This is a genomic window from Streptomyces sp. MCA2, from assembly GCF_023544705.1.
Classification (GTDB): domain Bacteria; phylum Actinomycetota; class Actinomycetes; order Streptomycetales; family Streptomycetaceae; genus Streptomyces; species Streptomyces decoyicus.
Map to the genome: position 1 here is coordinate 1 of NZ_JAMJFM010000010.1, position 20,620 is coordinate 20,620.

The window sequence follows — 20,620 nt, forward strand, 5'->3', positions numbered from 1 at the left end:
GCGCAGCGGACCCGCCCGCCGCAGGCGCAACGGCGAGAAAGCCAAAAACGTGGGCCGGAGGCCAAGCGCAGCGGAACCCACGGCGGGAAAGCCAAAAACGTGGGAGGACAATGACACCGTGAACGACCTGGACACCTTCTCCGCCCTGCTCGCCCCGGAGGGGCAATCGCTGCTGGCCGAGCTGCGGGACCACGACCCGGCGGACGAGCTGGCGGCAGCCACCCGGCTGCGCCGTGAGCACCCCGCGCCGCTGGTCTCCGCCGCGCTCGGGCAGGCCCGGCTGCGGCAGCGCGCGGTGGCGAAGTTCGGGGCGGACGCGCGGCTGATGTACTTCACGCCCAACGGCGTCGAGCAGTCCACCCGTGCCACGGTCGCCGCCCACCGCGCCGAGCGGCTCGCGGCGCTGGGCGTGCGGACGCTGGCGGACCTGTGCTGCGGCATCGGCGGCGACGCGATCGCGCTGGCTCGCGCCGGGATCCGAGTCCTGGCCGTCGACCGGGACCCGCTGGCCTGCGCGGCGGCGCGGGCCAATGCCGAGGCGCTGGGGCTCGCGGAGCTGATCGAGGTGCGCTGCGCGGATGTGACGGAGGTGGACACGGCCGGATATGACGCGGTGTTCGTCGATCCGGCGCGGCGCAGCAAGGCGAGGGGTGGCCGGATCTTCGATCCCGAGGCGTACTCGCCGCCGCTGTCGTGGGCCGTCGAGGCGGCCCGTAAGGCACCGGTCGCGGCGCTGAAGATCGCGCCGGGGGTGCCGCACGACGCGCTGCCCGAGGACGCCGAGACGGAGTGGATCTCGGACGGCGGCGACGTCAAGGAGGCCGTGGTGTGGTTCGGCGCGGCGCAGGGCGGGGCGGGGCGCATCACGCCGGGCGGCCGCCGTGCCACGCTGCTCCCGGCCGGTGACTCGCTGCTCGGCGCCGGACTGCCGGATCCCGAGCCGGGCCCCGTCGGGGACTGGCTGTACGAGCCGGACGGGGCGGTGATCCGCGCCCATCTCGTCGCGGATGTCGCCCGGCAGATCGGCGGCCGGCTGATCGATCCGACGATCGCGTACCTCACCGCGGACCGGCTGGTCGAGACGCCGTACGCGACCGCCTACGCGATCACCGATGTGCTGCCGTTCCACGTCAAGAAGCTCAAGGCGCTGCTGCGGGAGCGCGAGGTGGGCATCGCGGTGATCAAGAAGCGTGGTTCCGCGGTGGAGCCGGAGGAGCTGCGCAAGAAGCTGAAGCTCGGCGGGGGCCGCAAGTCCTGCACGATCTTCCTGACCCGGGTCGCAGGCGCCCCCTCGATGCTGCTGGGGCACCCCGCGGCGGACGCGCCCTGAGGGGCTGCCCTCAGGCCAGGTCGGTGAGGTCCTCGGCGTAGATCTGGGAGAGCGGCTGCGGGCCGATGTACTGCTGGCAGGTGCACTGGCCCGCCTCGTACTGCACCGGCCTGTGGTCGGCGTCCCAGGCGACCGCCACCTCCACCCGCTCATGACACCTGCCCTTTTTGTCATGCTTGGCGAGGTGGTGGGTGCAGCCGCACACCGGCTGCGGCGGCTGCTGGGCGGCGGCCAGCTCCTGCCGCTCCTGACGGGCGGTCTCCAGCCGCTCCATCTTGCGTTCGTGGCGCGTACGCAGCGCCGTGCGCGCGGTGTCGGCGACCTTCGCGAAGCCGCCCGCCATGAAGAAGATGAAGACCCACCAGAACCAGTCCACAGTCTGCCGCCTCCCCACGCGCGAGCCCGATGCCGCTGCCAGGGTAAGACCTCGGGCCGGACGTCGGGCGGGGAGGAAGCGGGAGGACTCGCAGAACGACAAAGCGAGCCCTCGCGGCCTCAGGAGTAGAGGTTGTTCTTGCTCATCTCGTGGACGTGGTCATGGTCGTGGTCATGGCCGTGGCCGTGGTCATGGTGGTGGCCGGACGGGGCGGGCGGGTCAGGGACCTCGCCGGGCACATGCGGTTCGGTGACCGGCAGGGACGAGTCGGCGGAGAGGTCCCAGGCGGAGGCCGGCCGGTTGCGGGCCACCATCTCCGCGCCCAGGGCGGCGACCATCGCGCCGTTGTCGGTGCACAGCTTGGGCCGCGGCACCCGCAGGGTGATCCCGGCGTCCTCGCAGCGGCGCTGGGCCATGGCCCGCAGCCGGGAGTTGGCCGCGACCCCGCCGCCGATCATCAGGTGGTCCACGCCGCTGTCCTTGCAGGCCCGGACGGCCTTACGGGTCAGCACATCCACCACGGCCTCCTGGAAGGACGCCGAGACGTCCGCCACCGGCACCTGTTCACCGGCCGCCCGCTTGGCCTCGATCCAGCGCGCGACGGCCGTCTTCAGGCCGGAGAAGGAGAAGTCGTAGACCGGGTCGCGGGGGCCGGTCAGGCCGCGCGGGAAGCGGATCGCGTCCGGGTTGCCCTCGCGGGCGTAGCGGTCGATGACCGGGCCGCCGGGGAAGCCGAGGTTCAGCACCCGCGCGATCTTGTCGAAGGCCTCCCCCGCCGCGTCGTCGATCGTCGAGCCCAGCGGCCGCACGTCGGAGGTGATGTCCGGGGCCAGCAGGAGGGAGGAGTGACCGCCGCTCACCAGCAGGGCCATCGTCGGCTCCGGCAGCGGGCCGTGCTCCAGCTGGTCGACGCAGATGTGCGAGGCGAGGTGGTTGACGCCGTAGAGCGGCTTGCCCAGGGCGTAGGCGTACGCCTTGGCGGCCGAGACGCCGACCAGCAGCGCACCGGCCAGGCCCGGTCCCGCGGTGACCGCGATCCCGTCCAGGTCGGAGGCCGCGACCCCGGCGTCCTTCAGGGCCCGCTGGATGGTGGGGACCATCGCCTCCAGGTGGGCGCGCGAGGCCACCTCCGGCACCACACCGCCGAAGCGGGCGTGCTCGTCGACGCTGGAGGCGACCGCGTCGGCGAGGAGGGTGTGGCCGCGGACGATGCCGACACCGGTCTCGTCGCAGGAGGTCTCGATGCCGAGGACGAGCGGTCCGCCGCGTGAGTCAGCCATGAGTGTCAAGTTCCTTGTACGGAGGGTGCTTCGGAGGAGGTCTGGGTGGTGCGGCGCATCACGAGGGCGTCGTGGTTGCCGGGCTGGTAGTAGCCGCGGCGGAAGCCGATCGGCTCGAAGCCGAAGCGCTCGTAGAGGCGCTGGGCGCGGAGGTTGTCGACGCGCACCTCCAGCAGCACCTCGTGGCATTCGAAGTCCGTCGCGGCACCGAGGAGTTCGGTCAGCAGCCGGGCACCGAGGCCGGTGCCCCACTGGTCCCGGGCGGTGGCGATGGTCTGGATGTCGCCGGTGCCGTCGACGGCGGCCAGCCCGCCGTAGCCGACCAGCCGGCCGTCCCGCCCGCCACCCGGCCTTCCCCAAGCTCTCAACTCCGTTCGAGCAGGGGAGACCCCAATCCCCTCATCGGCGCCGCTGCGCGGCGGCACCTCCTGCTCGGCGACGAGGTAGCGGCGGGTGGCGTGCGGGCCGCGCGCATGGGCCAGCTCGGACCAGAACATGCCCGGCGACCAGGCGTCCTCGGGGAAGAGCTCCCGTTCGAGATCCAGCACCGGCGCTATGTCCCACCAGCGCATCTCGCGCAGCACCGCGCCGGGCTGAGGAGCACCCGGCGGGCTCGCCGAGAGGTGGTCGGGCGACGGGCGGGCGGTCACTGGGGAGTGACCACCTTGTAGTTGGCGGGCACCTGGGCGTCCGGGCGGCGCAGGTACATCGGCTGCGGGGGCGGCAGCTCCTCGCCCGCGGCCAGCTTCCCGGCGGCCAGTGTGGCCAGCGCCCCGGCGGACTGGTGCTCGGGGCCCTCGCGCCGTACGCCGGTGAAGACCGTGTCGTAGAGCAGGGCGCCCGCACCCACGGCGGGCACGCCAGCCACCTGGTCGGCGATGTCCGCGGGGCGGTCGACGGCGGGCTCGGTCAGCCGCGTGATCGTGCGGGGCGCGGCGTCGCCGGGCGAGGGGCTGGCCTCGTAGCGCGCCCAGTAGACCTCCTTGCGGCGGGCGTCGGTGGCCACGACGAAGGGCTCGGTCAGCCCGGAGGCGTAGGCGAGGCCGTCGAGGGTGCACAGGCCGTGGACGGGTACGCCGAGCGCCGACCCGAAGGTCGCGGCGGTCACCAGGCCGACCCGCAGCCCGGTGTACGGTCCCGGGCCCACGCCGACCACGATGTCGCTGACCGCGTCGAGCTTCAGGCCGGCCTCGGCCAGCACCCGGTCGACGGCGGGCAGCAGCAGCTCGCCGTGCCGGCGCGCATCCACCTGGCGGGACTCGGCGAGGACGCGGGTGCCGTCATGGAGCGCGACGGTGACGGCGGGGGTGGCGGTGTCAAGAGCTAGCAGCAGCACGCCCTTAAGACTACGGCTCGGCAGGTGGTACCTGTCGCGGTGCTACCGTCGCCCCCGTAGCCAGCAGCAAGCAGCCCGGCGTTCCAAGGCCCGGGGCTCCCCGCCGGAGGCAGGGAGAGGGAGGAAAGGTGGCACAGCGGTGCCCGCTAAGAGCAGCATGATCGTCACCGCGCTGACCACGGCTGCCGTGGTCGTGGTCGGTGTGCTCGGCTACCAGGCCGCGGCGTCCGCTCCGGACACCCTCACCCAGGCCCGCAAGGACAGCCCCCACCGTGCGTCCAAGGGGCACTCGGAGCAGGGCCGCAAGAAGGGCAAGGCGCCCGCTCCGGCCGAGGTCCCCGCGGCGTCCGGGAAGGGCCGGCGGATCGTCTACTCGCTCGACGCCAAGCGCGTCTGGCTGGTCGGCCCGAAGGACAAGGCGCTGCGTACGTACCGGGTCGCGCCGAGCACGGTGAGCCCGCCGCTGGGGTCGTACGCGGTCAGCTCGCGTTCGGTGAGCGTCACGGGCTCGGACGGCATCGCGATCGAGCATGTGGTGCGGTTCGCGAGTGTGGACAGCGTCACCATCGGCTTCAGCGCGGCCGTCGACGGCTCGATGCCCGCCGCGGGCTCGACGAAGAAGACCGGCGGCATCCGTGAGTCGCGGGAGGACGGCAAGGCGATGTGGGACTTCGCCCTGCACGGCACCAAGGTCGTCGTGGTCTCCTGACCGCCCGGCGCCCGGCTCCCCGCTTTTTCGCCCCTACGGGCTACGCCGCGTCGCGGCCCCCGGTGGACGCGGACCCGGCGGGCCCGGTCCCGTCCTCCCCGGCCGGCTCGTCCGCGGACCGTGCGGGCTCGCCCTGACGGGCTTCCTCGGCGGCGTCGGGGGGCGTGGAAACGGCGCTGGCCGCGGCGCACGCCGCCAGCAGCTCATTCATGGACGGCGTCTCGCGCGCCTCATGATCGGCGCGCCCGACTGCCGCGATCGGGGTCCCCCCGCACCCTTCAGGCGTGGGGGAAGGCTGGTGGGCCGACATGGACGCCTCCCGGGGCTCCTGGGACGAGCGACAGAAGCTAGGCTCGCTACTTAGGCTGACCTAACTGGGGTCTCCACCCATGTCACCACGCCCGGCACCAGGTATGCAACATCTTACCGACGGCTTGTCGGAAACTACGGGACGTGCGACCCGGGCCAGAGACCGGTCCGCCCGTCGCCGCTCCCCGGTCCGCCCGCCGTCGCCACGGCCGGTCACCCCGCCACCGCGTACGGCCCGCCCGCGGTCAGCAGATCTCCAGCTCGGGCAGGCCGGCGTCCGCCCAGCGCGCGCCGAGGCCGGTGACCGTCACCTCGCGCACATCGTCCGCGGTGTCCACCGGTGCCCCGTCCGCGCCGCCCGGCGCATCCGCTCCGACGGCGCGCCCGATCACCACATGCAGCCGGTCCTCGGACAGCTCCTCGACCTTGCCCTCGCCCCACTCCACGACCACCACCGACTCCGGCAGCGAGACATCGAGGTCCAGGTCCTCCATCTCGTCCAGCCCGCCGCCGAGCCGGTAGGCGTCGACATGCACCAGCGCGGGGCCGCCGGTCAGCGAGGGGTGCACCCGGGCGATGACAAAGGTGGGCGAGGTCACGGCGCCGCGCACGCCCAGGGCCTCGCCCAGGCCGCGGGTCAGCGTGGTCTTGCCGGCGCCCAGCTCACCGGTGAGCAGCACCAGGTCGCCGGGGCGCAGCAGCGGGGCCAGCCGGCGGCCCAACTCCTGCATCTGTGCGGGTGACTTGACGGTTACGTGCGCAATCGCTGCGGTGGTGCTCATGCCGCAAATGGTACGGCCCGCCCGTCACCCGGCCACCGCCCCTCATCGATGGCCTTGGGGGACGGCAGCCCCGTCCCCGCCGCCCGGCCACCGACCCTCCACGACGCCGCCCCGGGCCGGCGGACCTGGTGCGACGGCCTGCGGACCGCTGTCCGGCAGGCCCCGGGGCCCCGCCGGGTCAGGCGCGGGCGGGACGCGAGCTGCGGGCCGTCGCGCTCGCCCGCTCCACCAGCGACACCAGATGGTCATTGACCAGCTCGGGCCGCTCCAGCATCACCAGATGCCCGGCGCCGGGGACACACACCAGATCCGCGTCGGGCAGCATCTCGGCGATCGTCCGGCTGTGGTCGGCAGGAGTGATCAGATCGCTCTCCCCGGCGAGCACCAGCGCGGGCACCGCGTCGTACGCCACCAGCGCCTCGGTCTTGTCGTGCACCGCGAACGCCGGGAAGAACTCGGCGACCACATCGATCGGCGTCGCCTCGATCAGCCGCTCGCCGAACCGCGCGATGCCCGGGTCCACCTTCTCCGGCGTCCCGAACGAATACCGCTTGATCAGCCCCGCGAAGAGGTCGGCGGTGGCCCGCCGCCCGCGCTCGACGATCTCGCGCTGCCAGCCCAGCGCCTTGAGGACGCCCGGCGCGAGCCAGTGGAAGGCCTTGACGCCCATGGACGGCAGCCCGAAGCCGACCTCGCTGAGCCGGCCGGCGGAGGTGCCGATCAGGGCCACCCCGACCACCCGCTCCGCGACGTACTCGGGGAACTGGTCGGCCAGCGCCATCACCGTCATCCCGCCCATGGAGTGCCCGACCAGCACGATCGGCCCCTCCGGGACCGCGGCGTCCAGCACCGCCTTCAGATCCCGGCCCAGCAGGTCGATGGTGACCGGTTCCGTGCCGTCGATCTGGCCGTGGCCGCGCGAGGAGCGGCCGTGGCTGCGCTGGTCCCAGTGGACGGTGCGCACCGTGCCGCGCAGCGCGGAGCGCTGGAAGTGCCAGGAGTCCTGGCTGAGGCAGTAGCCGTGGCTGAAAACGACCGTGGGGGCCGCGGAGCGCCGCCCCAGTGCGGCCGTCAGCCGCTTGCGCAGACCGCCCTGGGCCTCCTGTGCCGCGCGGGCCTCCTTGCCGCGGACGGGCTTGGCGGAGCGGTCGCTCTTGCCGTGTTTGCCGTGCTTGCCGTTCACGGCGGACTTGCCCGTCCCGTCGCCCTTCTCCGGGCGGCCCGGCTCCGGGCCCGGCTCGTCGACCTCGTAGTACAGCTCGGTGCCGTCCTCGGCGATCGCGGCACCCGGGGTGCCGCGCAGCGTGCCGTACGGGCCCGCGGCGTCCAGTGCGAGCCGGGCGCGCCGCCGCATCCCGCGGCCGACCGTCATCCGCTCTATCGCCACACCGGCCGCGGCACCCGCCGCGACCACGCCGATCGCGGCGCCGGCGACACCGGCGTGCCGGCCCGCCCGCGCCCAGTTGCCGGCCACCTCGGCCGCCGTCTCGACCGCCTGCGCGGCGGCCTCCTGTCCCTCGGTCATGCCGTGCCCCCCGTAAGCGCACTGTCCCCTTCGGCTTCGTTCCGTATGCCGCTGTCCACATAGACGCGTGGCACCCGGGATCCGATCCGGGTGACGATTTCGTAGCCGATGGTTCCGGCCACCCGGGCCCAGTCCTCCGCGGTCGGCTCACCGCGGTCCCCGGGGCCGAACAGCACCGCCGGATCGCCCGGCTCGGCGCTGTCGCCGCCCAGGTCCACCACGAACTGGTCCATCGCGATCCGTCCGGCGACCGTCCGCCGCTTGCCGGCGACCAGCACCGGGCCGGTGCCGGAGGCGTGCCGCGGGATGCCGTCGGCATAGCCGAGCGGGATCAGTGCCAGGGCCGTCGCGCCGGGCGTCGTGTAGTGATGCCCGTACGACACGCCGTGGCCGCCCGGGACGCGCTTGACCGACGCGAGCGAGGCCTCCAGGGTCATCGCCGGCCGCAGCCCGAGGTCCTGGGAGGTGCCGACCTCCGGGCTGGGCGAGATGCCGTAGATGCCGATGCCGGTGCGGACCAGGTCGAAGTGCGCCTCGGGCAGGGTCAGCAGGGCCGGGGTGTTGGCGATATGCCGCACCTCGGGGCGCAGTCCGGCCGTCTCGGCGGTCTTCAACGCCTCGTGGAAGACATCCAGCTGGGCGGCGATCGAGGGGTGGCCGGGCTCGTCGGCACAGGCGAAGTGCGACCAGACGCCGGTGACGGTCAGCGCGCCCTCGGCCTCGGCGGCGCGGGCGGCCGCGGTCAGTTCCGGCCAGTCGGCGGGCGGGCAGCCGTTGCGGCCCAGGCCGGTGTCGACCTTGAGCTGGACGCGGGCGGTGCGGCCGCACGCCCGCGCCGCCGCGACCACCTCGCGCAGCGCCCACAGCGCGCTCACCCCGACGTCGATGTCCTGCTCGACGGCCTGTTGCCAGGGGCCGCCCGGCGTCCACAGCCAGCACATCAGCCGCCCGGTGTCACCGGCCGCACGCAGCGCGAAGGCCTCCTGGGGCAGCGCCGTGCCCAGCCAGCCCGCACCGGCCTCACGGGCGGCGCGCGCGCAGCGCACCGCCCCGTGTCCGTAGCCGTCGGACTTGACCACGGCCATCAGCTCTGCCCGGGGTGCGCGGTCCCGCAGTGCACGGACGTTCGACCGCACGGCGGCGACGTCGATGGCGGCACGGGCGCGCTTCGCTGTCTCGTTCATCCCCCTCAGTGTTGCAGGCCACGCCGCGGCACCCCGGGGGACGGGCGGGAAAACCGGGCTCACACGCTGGGTTTCCGCCCCCAGACGTACACCACGTCCCCCTTCCTCAGCAGATCCCACAGCTTCCGCGCATCGCTCCATGTGAGGTTGACGCAGCCGTGCGAGCCGGCCCCCTGGAAGATGTCCTCGTAGACGCCGTGCAGCGCCTCGCCGCGGTCGAAGAACTGCGCGAACGGCATCGAGGTGCCGTAAAGGTTGGAAATGTGGCTTCTGTGCCGCAGGTAGATCCGGTACGAACCCGTACGGGTCTCCATCGTCGGCGCCCCGGAACGGATCGCCACCGGGTCGAAGATCACCCGCCCGTTCTGCTGCACCCACATCAGCTGCCGGTTCAGATCGACGCACGCGGTCCGCTCGCGACGGTCGGGGCAGCGTCCGGCCCGGTTGGGGTCCTTCTTGGCCCGCATCACCCGCACCATCGCGCCCGTGACCGGCCCCGCGAATCCGGTGGCCGGGGCGATGCGGTGCGCCTGCTGGAACCGCCGGATCGCCCGGCAGTCGCCCGCACTCTGCCGCCCGTCCACCTCCCGCCGCAGATAGCGCTCCGCCTGCCGCTGGAAGGGCCCGGTCGCCCGGCTGCACGCCGCCGCCCTGGTGCCGTGGCGCACCGCCTCGGACCGCGGCACGTACTCGATGTGCGGCTGCCGCCCGCGCGTCTGCGCCCGGCCGGCGGTCTCCTGCGCGGCCGGCGCCCGCTGAGCGCGCGGGATGCCGGGGACCAGGTCGGAAGCCGGGTACGAGACGGGCTCAAAGACCGCGTGCGAGACGGGCGACGGTGCCACGGCCTGCGCGGGAGGCCCGGCGACAGTGAGCAGCGAGGCGCAGACCAGCAGCGCCGGAAGAGTGCGTTTCATGCCCTCACGCATGCCGTGGCCGCGCGCCCGTACCGCCCGCCGGGCACCAGGTTCGCCCTGGTGCCCGCCCCTTTCCCCCGCGGGGCGTAATGCCCGCGCGTCAGCTGTCAGTCCGTCACCTCGCGCCAGGCGTCGGCCAGATGACCGGCGACCTCCGAGGCCAGGATCGGCGCGCCGGCCGGCCCGGCCGCGCGGCGGGCCGCCAGCCCGTGCAGATACGCACCGGCCGACCCCGCGTCACGCGCCGTGAGCCCCGCGGCGAGCAACGACCCCGTCACCCCCGACAGCACATCCCCGCTCCCGGCCGTCGCCAGCCAGCTGGTCCCCGTGGGATTGACCCGCACCGGCCCGTCCGCCTCCGCGATCAGCGTCGTCGAGCCCTTGAGCAGCACCGTGGCGCCGTACCGCGCCGCCAGCTCCCGTACGGACGTCAGCCGTGCCGCCTCGACGTCTTCACGGCCGCACCCCAGCAGCGCGGCGGCCTCCCCCGCATGCGGCGTCAGCAGTGTCGCGGCCGGGCGCTCCGCGACCCGACGGGGCGTCAGGAACCGCAGCCCGTCCGCGTCCACCAGCACCGGCACCTCCGACGCCAGCACGTCCTCCAGCGCGTCCGACTCCTCGCCGATGCCGGGACCGATCACCCAGGCCTGCACCCGGCCCGCCTTGTCCGGCGGCCCGGCATGCACCAGCGTCTCCGGAAAGCGCGCCAGCACCGCATCGGCGGCCGGACCGACATAGCGCACGGCCCCCGCACCGCCCCGCAACGCGCCCGCCACCGCGAGCACCGCCGCCCCGGGATACCGCGCGGACCCGGCGACCACCCCGACCACACCGCGCCGGTACTTGTCGCTCTCGGGCACCGGACGCGGCAGCAGCTCCGCCACGTCCGCATGCTGCAACGCCTCCATGCCGGCGTCCCCGGGCAGCGTGAGCCCGATGTCCACCAGCCGCAGCGCCCCGGCCCGCTCCCGTGCCGGGTCGATCAGCAGCCCCGGCTTGTACGCGCCGAACGTCACCGTCGCATCGGCCCGTACGGCCTCCCCCCGCACCTCACCGCTGTCCGCGTCCACACCGCTGGGCAGATCGACGGCCACCACCGGCGCCGACTCCCATGCCGCACGCGCCAGTCGGGCCGCCTCCGGGCGCAGCCCGCCCCGCCCACCGATCCCGACGATCCCGTCCACGACCAGATCGGCCCGCGCGATGTCCCGCGACGCATCGTCCGAGACGCGCCCCCCGGCCGCCCGCAGCGCGCCGAGCCCTCCCTGGTGCGCCCGATCGGGCGAGAGCAGCACCGCCACCACCCCGGCTCCCCGCCGCGCCAGCCGGGCACCGGCGTACAGCGCGTCCCCGCCGTTGTCGCCGCTGCCCACCAGCAGCACCACCCGGGAGCCGTACACCCGCCCCAGCAACTCCGCGCAGGCCACGGCCAGTCCGGCCGCCGCCCGCTGCATCAGGGCCCCTTCGGGCAACCGGGCCATGAGCTCTCGCTCCGCGGCCCGCACGGTCTCCACGCTGTAGGCAGTCCTCATACCGACAAGTCTCGCCCCTCGCCCACGGGGTACGGGGGATTTCCCCTCCCGGCGGCGGCCTCCCCGCAAAGACGGCGCCCGCCCACCGACGAGCGGGGGCGGGCGCCGCAGCGGCCTCAGGCCTCGGCGATCACCACGGCGGAGGCGACCCCCGCGTCATGGCTCAGCGACACGTGCCACGTGCGGACCCCGAGCTCCTTCGCACGCGCCTCGACGGTCCCGCGCACCCGCAGCCGCGGCTGCCCGCTGTCCTCGACATACACCTCGGCATCGGTCCAGTGCAGCCCGCTCGGCGCCCCGAGCGCCTTGGCGAGCGCCTCCTTGGCGGCGAACCGCGCCGCCAGGGAGGCGATACCGCGGCGCTCCCCGCTCGGCAGTATCAGCTCCTCCTCGATGAAGAGCCGCCGCGCCAGCTCCGGCGTACGCTCCAGCGCCGCGCCGAACCGCTCGATCTCGGCGACATCGATCCCGACCCCGATGATCATTCCACCGTCACCGATTTGGCGAGGTTGCGCGGCTGGTCGACCTCGTTGCCCCGGGCGGTGGCCAGCTCACAGGCGAAGACCTGGAGCGGGACCGTGGAGACCAGCGGCTGAAGCAGCACCGGCGTCCGCGGAATCCGTACGAGGTGGTCGGCGTAGGGCACCACCGCCTCGTCGCCCTCCTCCGCGATCACGATCGTGCGCGCCCCCCGGGCCCGGATCTCCTGGATGTTCGACACGATCTTGTCGTGCAGCACGGACCGCCCGCGCGGCGACGGCACGACCACCACCACCGGCAGATCGTCCTCGATCAACGCGATCGGCCCGTGCTTGAGCTCCCCGGCCGCAAAGCCCTCCGCATGCATGTACGCGAGCTCCTTGAGCTTCAGCGCGCCCTCCAGCGCCACCGGATAGCTCACATGACGGCCGAGGAACAGCACCGTGTTCTTGTCGGCGAGGCTGCGCGCCAGCTCCCGCACCGGCTCCATCGTGCCGAGCACCTGCTCGACCTGGGTGCCGATGGCCGCCAGTTCGCGCACCACGGCCCGGATCTCGTCACCCCACTTCGTGCCCCGTACCTGCGCGACGTACAGCGCCACCAGGTAGCAGGCCACCAACTGGGTCAGGAACGCCTTCGTGGAGGCCACCGCGACCTCGGGCCCGGCGTGCGTGTACAGCACCGCGTCCGACTCCCGCGGGATGGTCGAGCCGTTCGTGTTGCAGATGGCGAGCACCTTCGCGCCCTGCTCACGCGCATGGCGCAGCGCCATCAGGGTGTCCATGGTCTCGCCGGACTGGCTGATGGCGATGACGAGTGTGTGCCGGTCCAGGATCGGGTCGCGGTAGCGGAATTCGCTGGCCAGCTCCGTCTCGCAGGGAATCCGTGTCCAGTGCTCGATCGCGTACTTGGCGATCATCCCCGCGTGGTACGCCGTCCCGCACGCCACGATGACGACCTTGTCGACCTCGCGCAGCACCGCCTGCGGAATCCGCACCTCGTCCAGGGACAGCACGCCGGAGGCGTCGATCCGGCCCAGCAGGGTGTCCGCGACGGCCTTCGGCTGCTCGGCGATCTCCTTGAGCATGAAGTAGTCGTAGCCGCCCTTCTCGGCGGCCGAGGCGTCCCAGTCGACGTGGTACTCGCGGACCTCCGCGGGCGCGCCGTCGAAGTCGGTGACCGTCACCCCGTCCCGGCGCAGCTCCACGACCTGGTCCTGGCCCAGCTCGATCGCCTCACGGGTGTGCGCGATGAACGCCGCCACGTCCGAGGCGAGGAACGCCTCGCCGTCCCCGACCCCCACCACGAGCGGCGAGTTACGACGCGCCCCGACGACCGCATCCGGCTCATCGGCATGCACCGCGACCAGCGTGAACGCGCCCTCCAGCTGCCGGCACACCTGCCGCATCGCCTCGGCCAGCTCACCGCAGGACGAGTAGGCCTCGGCGAGCAGATGCGCCACGACCTCGGTGTCCGTCTCGGACGCCAACTCGTGTCCGCGGTCGGTGAGTTCGGCCCGCAGTCGGGCGAAGTTCTCGATGATGCCGTTGTGCACGACGGAGACCCGGCCGGCATTGTCCAGATGCGGATGGGCGTTCTCGTCGGTCGGACCGCCGTGGGTGGCCCACCGGGTGTGCCCGATACCGGTCGAGCCGGCCGGCAGCGGACGGTCCGCCAGTTCCTTCTCCAGGTTGGCGAGTTTGCCGGCTTTCTTCGCCGCTGCCAGACCGCCATCGGCCAGCACGGCGATACCCGCCGAGTCGTAGCCGCGGTACTCCAGCCGCTTCAGCCCGGCCAGGACGACATCCAGGGCGCTCTGCCCGCCCACATATCCCACGATTCCGCACATGGAGGCAGCCTACGACGCCCGCCGGTCAATACCCGCGCGCTATCCGGTGGTGCGCCTCACGCACCGTCTCCAGGAACTCCTCGTCCGCCTCCGCGCCCGCCCCGAGCTCGCTGCCCGGCTCGTAGCGCTCCAGGAAATCGGCGAGGTCCTCGCCCAGATCCTCGTCCGGTAATTCCTCGGCTAACTCGGCGTACACCCGCGCGGCAAATCCGTCCGATGCGGCATCCGCCCCCCGGCCCCTGACGCCTCCGGTCCTCCCCCACGGCCGCTGTCCCAGCAGACCGGTCTTACGCGCTCGCACACGCACCCCCTGATTGTCCACGGCCCGCAGCCGGGCCTCTCCCCACAGCCGACCGTACCGGGCAAAATCCCTCGGGTACAGACAGCCGGGCAGAGACATACCCAAGCCCGGCCACGACACCCACAACCCGTCTCCCGGCGCCCCGGTCGGGCACCCCGAGATGAACGGCGTGTGGCGGCTGCGCACAATGGGCCCGTGCCCATGACGACCGATCCGCAGCAACGACGCCGCGCCGACAGCTCCCCGTACGTCGATCTGACGCGCGCACAGTGGAGTGCCCTGCGGGAGAAGACCCCGCTGCCCCTGACGGCCGACGAGGTCGAACGGCTGCGGGGCCTGGGCGATGTCATCGACCTCGACGAGGTGCGCGATGTCTATCTCCCGCTGTCCAGGCTCCTCAACCTCTACGTCGGCGCCACCAGCAATCTGCGCGGTGCGCTGAACACCTTCCTCGGCGACGTGGGCGGCGGCCCCCAGCCCGGTACCCCGTTCGTCATCGGGGTCGCGGGCAGCGTGGCCGTCGGGAAGTCCACCACCGCCCGGCTGCTCCAGGCGCTGCTGGCCCGCTGGCCCGAGCATCCGCGGGTCGAGCTGGTCACCACCGACGGTTTCCTCTTCCCCAACGCCGAGCTGCACCGGCGCGGCCTGATGTCCCGCAAGGGCTTCCCGGAGTCCTACGACCGGCGGGCGCTGACCCGCTTCGTCGCGGATGTGAAGTCCGGCAAGGCCGAGGTCACCGCGCCCGTCTACTCCCACCTGATCTACGACATCGTGCCCGGCGAGCGGCTGACCGTGCAGCGCCCGGACATCCTCATCGTCGAGGGCCTGAACGTCCTCCAGCCGGCCCTGCCCGGCAAGGACGGCCGCACCCGCCTCGGGCTCGCCGACTTCTTCGACTTCTCCGTCTACGTCGACGCCCGCACCGAGGACATCGAGAAGTGGTACCTCGGCCGCTTCCGCAAGCTGCGCGAGACGGCCTTCCAGAACCCGTTCTCGTACTTCCGCAAGTACACCCAGGTCTCCGAGGACGAAGCCCTCGACTACGCCCGCATGATCTGGCGCACCGTCAACAAGCCCAATCTGCAACAGAACGTCGCGCCGACCCGCGGCCGCGCCAACCTGGTGCTGCGCAAGGGACCGGACCACAAGGTGCAACGACTGTCGTTGCGCAAGCTCTAGGGAGTGCGAACGCCGTGCTGCATCTGCGCCTGATCGTCCCCGCGGACCGTACCGACGAGGTGCTCCAGCTGCTGGAGACGACCGTCGGAACGACCCATCTGGTCGTCCTGAGCGGGGCGGCCCGTGATCCGGAGGGCGATGTGGTGCTGTGCGATGTCGCACGGGAGGCCGGTGACGGCCTGCTGGCCCGGCTGCGGGCGATGGATCTGGACCGGACCGGTTCGATCGCCATCGAGAACATCGATCTGTCGCTGTCCCGGCGGGCGGACCGGGCGGAGGACGAGGCCCCCGGCGAGGGCGCGGACGCCGTGCTGTGGGAGTCGCTGACCGACGCCACCCACGAGGAGTCGACGCTCTCGGCCACCTACCTCGCGTTCCTGACCCTCGCCACGATGATCGCGGCCTGCGGTGTGGTCCTCGACAACGCGATCCTGATCGTCGGCGCGATGGCCGTGGGCCCGGAGTTCGGCCCGCTGGCCGGTATCTGCACCGCGCTCGTCCAGCGGGCACCGCGCCTGGCCTGGCGCTCGGTCCAGGCGCTGCTCGTCGGTTTCGCGCTGGCGATGGTGGTGACCGTCGGCTTCAGCCTCTTCATGGACGCGGTCGGCCTCTTCCGCGTCGAGGCGCTGGAGGCCGCGCGCCCGAACACCAACTTCATCTACCGGCCCGACTGGTTCTCGTTCGTCGTCGCCGTCCTCGCCGGCATCGCCGGGATGCTGTCACTGACGTCCGCCAAATCGGGCGCCCTGGTCGGCGTGGCGATCTCCGTCACCACCGTCCCGGCCGCCGCCAACGCCGCGGTGGCCCTCGGCTACCAGGAGTACGGCCAGGCCTGGCACTCCATGGAGCAGCTGCTGCTCAACCTGGCAGGCATCGTCATCGCCGGCACGCTCACCCTGGCGGCACAGAAGCTGCTGTGGGCCCGGCACGACACCGGGCCCGCCCTCCGCTAGGGGAGACACCCCTGGGAGGACGGGCCCGGAAATCAGCGAAAGGGCTCAGCCCAGCGCGGACTTGACCGCGTCGGCGAGCCGCTCGGCCACCGACCGGGCCTGCTCGATGTCCGCGGCCTCCACCATCACCCGCACCAGCGGCTCCGTGCCGGACGGCCGCAGCAGCACCCGGCCGGTGGCGCCCAGCTCCCGCTCCGCCTCGGCGACCGCCGCGGTCAGCTCGGGAGAGGTGGTCACCCGCGACTTGTCGACGTCGGGGACGTTGATGAGGATCTGCGGCAGCCGCTCCATGACGCGCACCAGTTCGGCCAGCGACCGGCCGGTCGCGGCGACCCGGGCACCCAGCATCAGGCCGGTCAGCGTGCCGTCGCCGGTGGTGGCGTGGTCCAGCACGATCACATGCCCGGACTGCTCACCGCCCAGCGCGAAGCCGTGCGCCTTCATCTCCTCCAGGACGTACCGGTCGCCGACCGCGGTCTGGACGAGGTCGATGCCCTCGCGCTCCATGGCGAGCTTGAAGCCCAGGTTGGACATCACGGTGGCGACGACGGTGTTCTTGCGCAGCGTCCCCGCCTCGCGCATCCCGAGCGCCAGGACGGCCAGGATCTGGTCGCCGTCGACCTCGTTGCCCTCGCGGTCCACGGCCAGGCACCGGTCGGCGTCGCCGTCGTGGGCCACACCCAGGTCGGCGCCGTGCTCGACGACGGCCGCCCGCAGCAGCTGGAGGTGGGTGGAGCCACAGCCGTCGTTGATGTTGAGGCCGTCGGGGTCGGTGCCGATCGTGATGACATCGGCGCCGGCCCGCGCGAACGCCTCGGGCGAGACCCGCGACGCCGCACCGTGGGCGCCGTCGATGACGATCTTCAGCCCGTCCAGGCGGTTGGGCAGGACGCCGACGAGATGCGCGACGTAGTTGTCGAAGCCCTCGTCGTAGACGGTGACCCGGCCCACGCCGGCGCCGGTCGGCCGCTCCCACGGCTCGCCGGAGCTGTGTGCGCGGTAGGTCTGCTCGATCCGGTTCTCCAGCTCGTCGGCGAGCTTGTGGCCGCCACGGGCGAAGAACTTGATGCCGTTGTCGGGCATCGGGTTGTGGCTGGCGGAGAGCATCACGCCGAGGTCCGCGCCGAGCGAGCCGGTCAGATACGCGACCGCCGGGGTCGGAAGCACGCCCACCCGCAGCACGTCCACGCCGGCGCTGGCCAGACCCGCGACGACCGCGGCCTCCAGGAACTCACCGGACGCGCGTGGATCGCGTCCGACCACCGCCACCGGCCGGTGACCTTCGAATGTGCCCGCTTCCGCGAGCACATGCGCCGCAGCGACCGACAGACCGAGCGCCAGCTCCGCCGTCAGATCCGCATTGGCGACGCCGCGCACACCGTCCGTGCCGAAGAGTCGTCCCACTGGTGTCCTCCGAGTAGATGAGCTTGGACCAGAGCATTAAGTCCAGGTATACGCCCCTGGTCGTGGATAGCCGAACGCCCCGGCAGCACGGATCCGTGCCACCGGGGCGTTCGCCAAGTGCTGCATGTCGCAGCGAGCGCGGATTAGCGCTTGCTGTACTGCGGCGCCTTACGGGCCTTCTTCAGACCGGCCTTCTTGCGCTCGACCGCACGGTCGTCACGCTTGAGGAATCCGGCCTTCTTCAGCGCGCCGCGGTTGTTGTCCACGTCCGCCTCGTTCAGCGCACGGGCCACGCCCAGGCGCAGCGCACCGGCCTGGCCGGAGATGCCGCCGCCGGAGATGCGGGCCACGACGTCGTAGCGGTTGTCGAGCTCGAGCACCTTGAAGGGCTCGTTGACTTCCTGCTGGTGCACCTTGTTGGGGAAGTAGCCCTCAAGGGTGCGACCGTTGATCTTCCACTGGCCGGTGCCCGGAACGATCCGGACGCGGGCGATGGCGTTCTTGCGACGGCCCAGGCCGGCAGCCGGCTGCGGGTCGCCGAAGCGGGAGGCGAGGGACTCGGAGGTGTACTCCGACTCCACGACCTCGGTCTCAGTGGTGTATTCCTCGACGGCGTCGTCGTTCTCGATGACGGTCTCGGGAGTGGTCTCGGCCACGATGCTCCTCAGAATTCTCTGTCGTCTTAGGGGGTGGCCGGACTTACTGCGCGACCTGGGTGATCTCGAACGGGACCGGCTGCTGCGCAGCGTGCGGGTGCTCGGCGCCCGCGTAGACCTTCAGCTTCGAGAGCATCTGACGGCCGAGGGTGTTCTTGGGGAGCATGCCCTTGATGGCCTTCTCGACGGCCTTCTCGGGGTTCTTGTCGAGCAGCTCGTCGTAGCGGACGGAGCGCAGACCACCCGGGAAGCCAGAGTGGCGGTAGGCCATCTTCTGGGTCCGCTTGTTGCCCGACAGGTGCACCTTGTCGGCGTTGACGATGATGACGAAGTCACCCATGTCAACGTGCGGCGCGTAAACGGGCTTGTGCTTACCCCGCAGGAGGGACGCGGCCTGGGTGGCCAGACGGCCCAGGACAACGTCCTGCGCGTCAATGATGTGCCACTGGCGCTGGACATCGCCGGGCTTGGGGCTGAACGTACGCACGGTTAGCCTTCGCTTCTTCAGAGGTGGGGTATCCCCTGGCCCTGGGGCCGCGGGGACGGGTCCTGTACTGGTCACCACGATCGATCACACCAGCAGGAGCGGCACTACGGGTGACGCAACCCGATCGTCCGTCGCTGGTCATCGGCCCGATGGACCGCGTAAGGGCCCCCTCACGTGAGATAGAGCAAGCCAATACGCATAACGAACAGGCAGAATACCGGCCCGGCCCCGGTCGGGTCAAAACGCCCCCCGAACCGGCGTGCGGTCCCGTCCCACCGCCGCCTCCACGGTCACCGTGGGTGTCGGCCGCCGCACGCTGCACACCCGCTCCGGCGGGAAAACGCCGCTACCGGTCCCGCACCACCCGCCGCTCGTCCCACACCGGCTCCGACGTCTCCCGCACCAGCCCGTCCGACCCGAACACCAGGTAGCGGTCGAAGGACCGGGCGAACCAGCGGTCATGCGTCACCGCCACCACCGTCCCCTCGTACGCCTCCAGCCCCTCCTGGAGCGCCTCCGCCGACTCCAGGTCCAGGTTGTCCGTCGGCTCGTCGAGCAGCAGCGCCGTCGTGCCGGACAGCTCCAGCAGCAGGATCTGGAAGCGCGCCTGCTGGCCGCCGGAGAGCCGCTCGAAGCGCTGCTCGGCCTGTTGCTCCAGCTCGTAGCGGCGCAGCGCCGACATGGCCTGGCCCTTGTCCTTGGCGTGCTCGGTCCACAGGATGTCGAGCAGGGCGCGGCCCAGCAGCTCCGGGTGGGCGTGGGTCTGCGCGAAGTGGCCCGGGACGACCCGGGCGCCGAGCTTCCATGCGCCGGTGTGCGGGACCGGGTTCTGCTCGTCCCCGGCCAGCAGCCGCAGGAAGTGCGACTTGCCGGAGCCGTTGGAGCCGAGGACCGCGACCCGTTCGCCGTAGAAGATCTCCAGGTCGAACGGCTTCATCAGGCCGGTCAGCTCCAGGTTCTCGCAGGTGACCGCCCGTACGCCGGTGCGCCCGCCGCGCAGCCGCATGGTGATGTCCTGCTCGCGCGGCGGCTCCGGCGGCGGCCCGGCCTCCTCGAACTTCTTCAGCCGGGTCTGCGCCGCCGCATAGCGCGAGGCCAGCTCATGGCTGACCGAGGCCGCCTGCCGCAGCGAGACCACCAGCTTCTTCAGCTGCGCATGCTTCTCGTCCCAGCGCCGCCGCAGCTCCTCGAAGCGGGCGAAACGCTCCTTGCGCGCGTCGTGGTAGGTGTCGAAGCCGCCGCCGTGCACCCAGACATCGGATCCCGCCGGGCCCGGCTCGACGCTGACGATCTTCTCCGCGGCACGGGCCAGCAGCTCCCGGTCGTGCGAGACGAACAGCACGGTCTTACGGGTCTGCCGGAGCTGCTCCTCCAGCCAGCGCTTGCCGGGTACGTCCAGATAGTTGTCCGGCTCGTCCAGCAGCAGCACCTCGTCCGTGCCGCGCAGCAGCGACTCCAGCACCAGCCGCTTCTGCTCGCCCCCGGACAGCGTGCGCACCTGCCGCCACTGGGCCTTCTCATACGGCATGCCCAGCGCGGCCATGGTGCAGATGTCCCAGGCCGTCTCGGCCTCGTAGCCGCGCGCCTCGGCCCAGTCGCTGAGCGCCTGGGCATAGGCCATCTGCACGGCCTCGTCGTCGTCCCCGGCGGTCATGATCGCCAGCTCGGCGGCGTCCACCGCCGCCGCGGCCTGTCTGATCCGCGGCTGCGCCACGGAGACCAGCAGGTCACGCACCGTGCGCTCGTCCCGTACGGAGCCCACGAACTGCGGCATCACGCCCAGTCCGCCGCTGACGGTCACCGCCCCGCCGTGCGGCTGGAGCTCCCCCGCGATCAGCCGCAGCAGTGTCGTCTTGCCGGCACCGTTGGCCCCCACCAACGCGACCGACGCGCCCTCTCCCACCCGGAAGGACACATCCCCCAGCAGGACCCTCCCGTCCGGCAGGTAGTACTCCAGATGTCCGGCCTCAAGATGTCCCATGAGCGGGATTGTGACCCCCCTTCGAGCGTTCCACCAACCCCATTAGGATGCGC

The 20,620-nt window shown here is 72.3% G+C and carries 21 protein-coding genes; 4 read left to right on the forward strand and 17 right to left on the reverse strand.

The annotated features are described in order from the left end of the window. Nucleotides 1–118 precede the first annotated feature (118 nt). Nucleotides 119–1,330 carry a class I SAM-dependent methyltransferase gene (locus M8I34_RS10280; protein ID WP_250049145.1) on the forward strand — a complete coding sequence of 404 codons (1,212 nt, stop codon included), beginning with the start codon at nt 119–121 and terminating at the stop codon, nt 1,328–1,330. 10 nt (nt 1,331–1,340) lie between these two features. On the opposite strand, the gene M8I34_RS10285 is transcribed toward M8I34_RS10280, so the two are convergent. The 4 genes from M8I34_RS10285 to tsaB all read right to left on the reverse strand — a co-directional run bounded on the left by M8I34_RS10285 (nt 1,341) and on the right by tsaB (nt 4,322). Then, nucleotides 1,341–1,706, reverse strand: a complete 366-nt coding sequence (locus M8I34_RS10285; RefSeq protein ID WP_250049147.1) for a hypothetical protein — start codon at nt 1,704–1,706, stop codon at nt 1,341–1,343. 119 nt (nt 1,707–1,825) lie between these two features. Then, the gene (gene tsaD / locus M8I34_RS10290; RefSeq protein ID WP_250049150.1) at nt 1,826–2,986 is read right to left on the reverse strand and encodes a tRNA (adenosine(37)-N6)-threonylcarbamoyltransferase complex transferase subunit TsaD; all 1,161 of its coding nucleotides are present in this window, start codon (nt 2,984–2,986) and stop codon (nt 1,826–1,828) included. Between the two features lie 5 nt (nt 2,987–2,991). After that, a complete protein-coding gene (locus M8I34_RS10295) occupies nt 2,992–3,636 on the reverse strand; it encodes a GNAT family N-acetyltransferase (protein WP_374210885.1) in 645 nt (214 codons plus the stop codon). After that, nucleotides 3,633–4,322 carry a tRNA (adenosine(37)-N6)-threonylcarbamoyltransferase complex dimerization subunit type 1 TsaB gene (tsaB, locus tag M8I34_RS10300; RefSeq protein ID WP_250049151.1) on the reverse strand — a complete coding sequence of 230 codons (690 nt, stop codon included), beginning with the start codon at nt 4,320–4,322 and terminating at the stop codon, nt 3,633–3,635. The genes M8I34_RS10295 and tsaB overlap by 4 nt, the downstream gene beginning before the upstream one ends. 139 nt (nt 4,323–4,461) lie before the next feature. On the opposite strand from tsaB, the gene M8I34_RS10305 reads away from it, so the two are divergent. Continuing rightward, nucleotides 4,462–5,031, forward strand: coding sequence for a hypothetical protein (locus tag M8I34_RS10305; RefSeq protein WP_250049153.1), 570 nt, complete (start codon nt 4,462–4,464; stop codon nt 5,029–5,031). Nucleotides 5,032–5,071: 40 nt separating this feature from the next. On the opposite strand, the gene M8I34_RS10310 is transcribed toward M8I34_RS10305, so the two are convergent. The 9 genes from M8I34_RS10310 to M8I34_RS10350 all read right to left on the reverse strand — a co-directional run bounded on the left by M8I34_RS10310 (nt 5,072) and on the right by M8I34_RS10350 (nt 13,802). Next, a complete protein-coding gene (locus M8I34_RS10310) occupies nt 5,072–5,242 on the reverse strand; it encodes a hypothetical protein (RefSeq protein WP_250049155.1) in 171 nt (56 codons plus the stop codon). Between the two features lie 343 nt (nt 5,243–5,585). Next, complete coding sequence (tsaE, locus tag M8I34_RS10315; RefSeq protein WP_250049162.1) at nt 5,586–6,122, reverse strand: tRNA (adenosine(37)-N6)-threonylcarbamoyltransferase complex ATPase subunit type 1 TsaE; 537 nt, start codon at nt 6,120–6,122, stop codon at nt 5,586–5,588. Between the two features lie 178 nt (nt 6,123–6,300). Next, nucleotides 6,301–7,647 carry an alpha/beta fold hydrolase gene (locus M8I34_RS10320; RefSeq protein ID WP_250049165.1) on the reverse strand — a complete coding sequence of 449 codons (1,347 nt, stop codon included), beginning with the start codon at nt 7,645–7,647 and terminating at the stop codon, nt 6,301–6,303. Then, complete coding sequence (gene alr, locus M8I34_RS10325; RefSeq protein WP_250049166.1) at nt 7,644–8,831, reverse strand: alanine racemase; 1,188 nt, start codon at nt 8,829–8,831, stop codon at nt 7,644–7,646. Before alr ends, M8I34_RS10320 begins: the two co-directional genes overlap by 4 nt. Nucleotides 8,832–8,890: 59 nt before the next feature. Next, nucleotides 8,891–9,745, reverse strand: coding sequence for a L,D-transpeptidase family protein (locus M8I34_RS10330; protein WP_250049167.1), 855 nt, complete (start codon nt 9,743–9,745; stop codon nt 8,891–8,893). Nucleotides 9,746–9,852: 107 nt separating this feature from the next. Further along, nucleotides 9,853–11,277 carry an NAD(P)H-hydrate dehydratase gene (locus M8I34_RS10335; protein ID WP_250049168.1) on the reverse strand — a complete coding sequence of 475 codons (1,425 nt, stop codon included), beginning with the start codon at nt 11,275–11,277 and terminating at the stop codon, nt 9,853–9,855. 116 nt (nt 11,278–11,393) lie between these two features. Continuing rightward, nucleotides 11,394–11,762 carry a holo-ACP synthase gene (locus M8I34_RS10340; RefSeq protein WP_250049169.1) on the reverse strand — a complete coding sequence of 123 codons (369 nt, stop codon included), beginning with the start codon at nt 11,760–11,762 and terminating at the stop codon, nt 11,394–11,396. Next, on the reverse strand, nt 11,759–13,606 hold the full coding sequence (gene glmS / locus M8I34_RS10345; RefSeq protein ID WP_250049170.1) for a glutamine--fructose-6-phosphate transaminase (isomerizing): 1,848 nt from the start codon (nt 13,604–13,606) through the stop codon (nt 11,759–11,761). The genes M8I34_RS10340 and glmS overlap by 4 nt, the downstream gene beginning before the upstream one ends. A gap of 25 nt (nt 13,607–13,631) precedes the next feature. Then, nucleotides 13,632–13,802, reverse strand: coding sequence for a hypothetical protein (locus M8I34_RS10350; protein WP_244414136.1), 171 nt, complete (start codon nt 13,800–13,802; stop codon nt 13,632–13,634). Nucleotides 13,803–14,102: 300 nt separating this feature from the next. Here M8I34_RS10350 and coaA point away from each other — a divergent pair, with 300 nt between their 5' ends. After that, entirely contained in the window at nt 14,103–15,086 is a 984-nt protein-coding gene (gene coaA, locus M8I34_RS10355) for a type I pantothenate kinase (protein WP_037839425.1), read from the forward strand. Nucleotides 15,087–15,100: 14 nt separating this feature from the next. Further along, nucleotides 15,101–16,039, forward strand: a complete 939-nt coding sequence (locus M8I34_RS10360) for a DUF389 domain-containing protein (protein ID WP_250049171.1) — start codon at nt 15,101–15,103, stop codon at nt 16,037–16,039. 45 nt (nt 16,040–16,084) lie between these two features. Here the strand turns inward: M8I34_RS10360 and glmM are convergent, their stop codons facing one another. The 4 genes from glmM to M8I34_RS10380 all read right to left on the reverse strand — a co-directional run bounded on the left by glmM (nt 16,085) and on the right by M8I34_RS10380 (nt 20,567). Then, complete coding sequence (gene glmM, locus M8I34_RS10365) at nt 16,085–17,443, reverse strand: phosphoglucosamine mutase (protein WP_250049172.1); 1,359 nt, start codon at nt 17,441–17,443, stop codon at nt 16,085–16,087. 143 nt (nt 17,444–17,586) lie between these two features. Continuing rightward, nucleotides 17,587–18,099 (reverse strand): 30S ribosomal protein S9, encoded by a 513-nt coding sequence (rpsI, locus tag M8I34_RS10370; protein ID WP_018090882.1) that lies wholly within the window; start codon nt 18,097–18,099, stop codon nt 17,587–17,589. Between the two features lie 43 nt (nt 18,100–18,142). Continuing rightward, nucleotides 18,143–18,586 carry a 50S ribosomal protein L13 gene (gene rplM, locus M8I34_RS10375; protein WP_006604900.1) on the reverse strand — a complete coding sequence of 148 codons (444 nt, stop codon included), beginning with the start codon at nt 18,584–18,586 and terminating at the stop codon, nt 18,143–18,145. A gap of 346 nt (nt 18,587–18,932) precedes the next feature. Next, nucleotides 18,933–20,567: an ABC-F family ATP-binding cassette domain-containing protein gene (locus M8I34_RS10380; RefSeq protein WP_250049173.1), complete on the reverse strand. Its 1,635-nt coding sequence runs from the start codon at nt 20,565–20,567 to the stop codon at nt 18,933–18,935. Between the last annotated feature and the right edge of the window lie 53 nt (nt 20,568–20,620).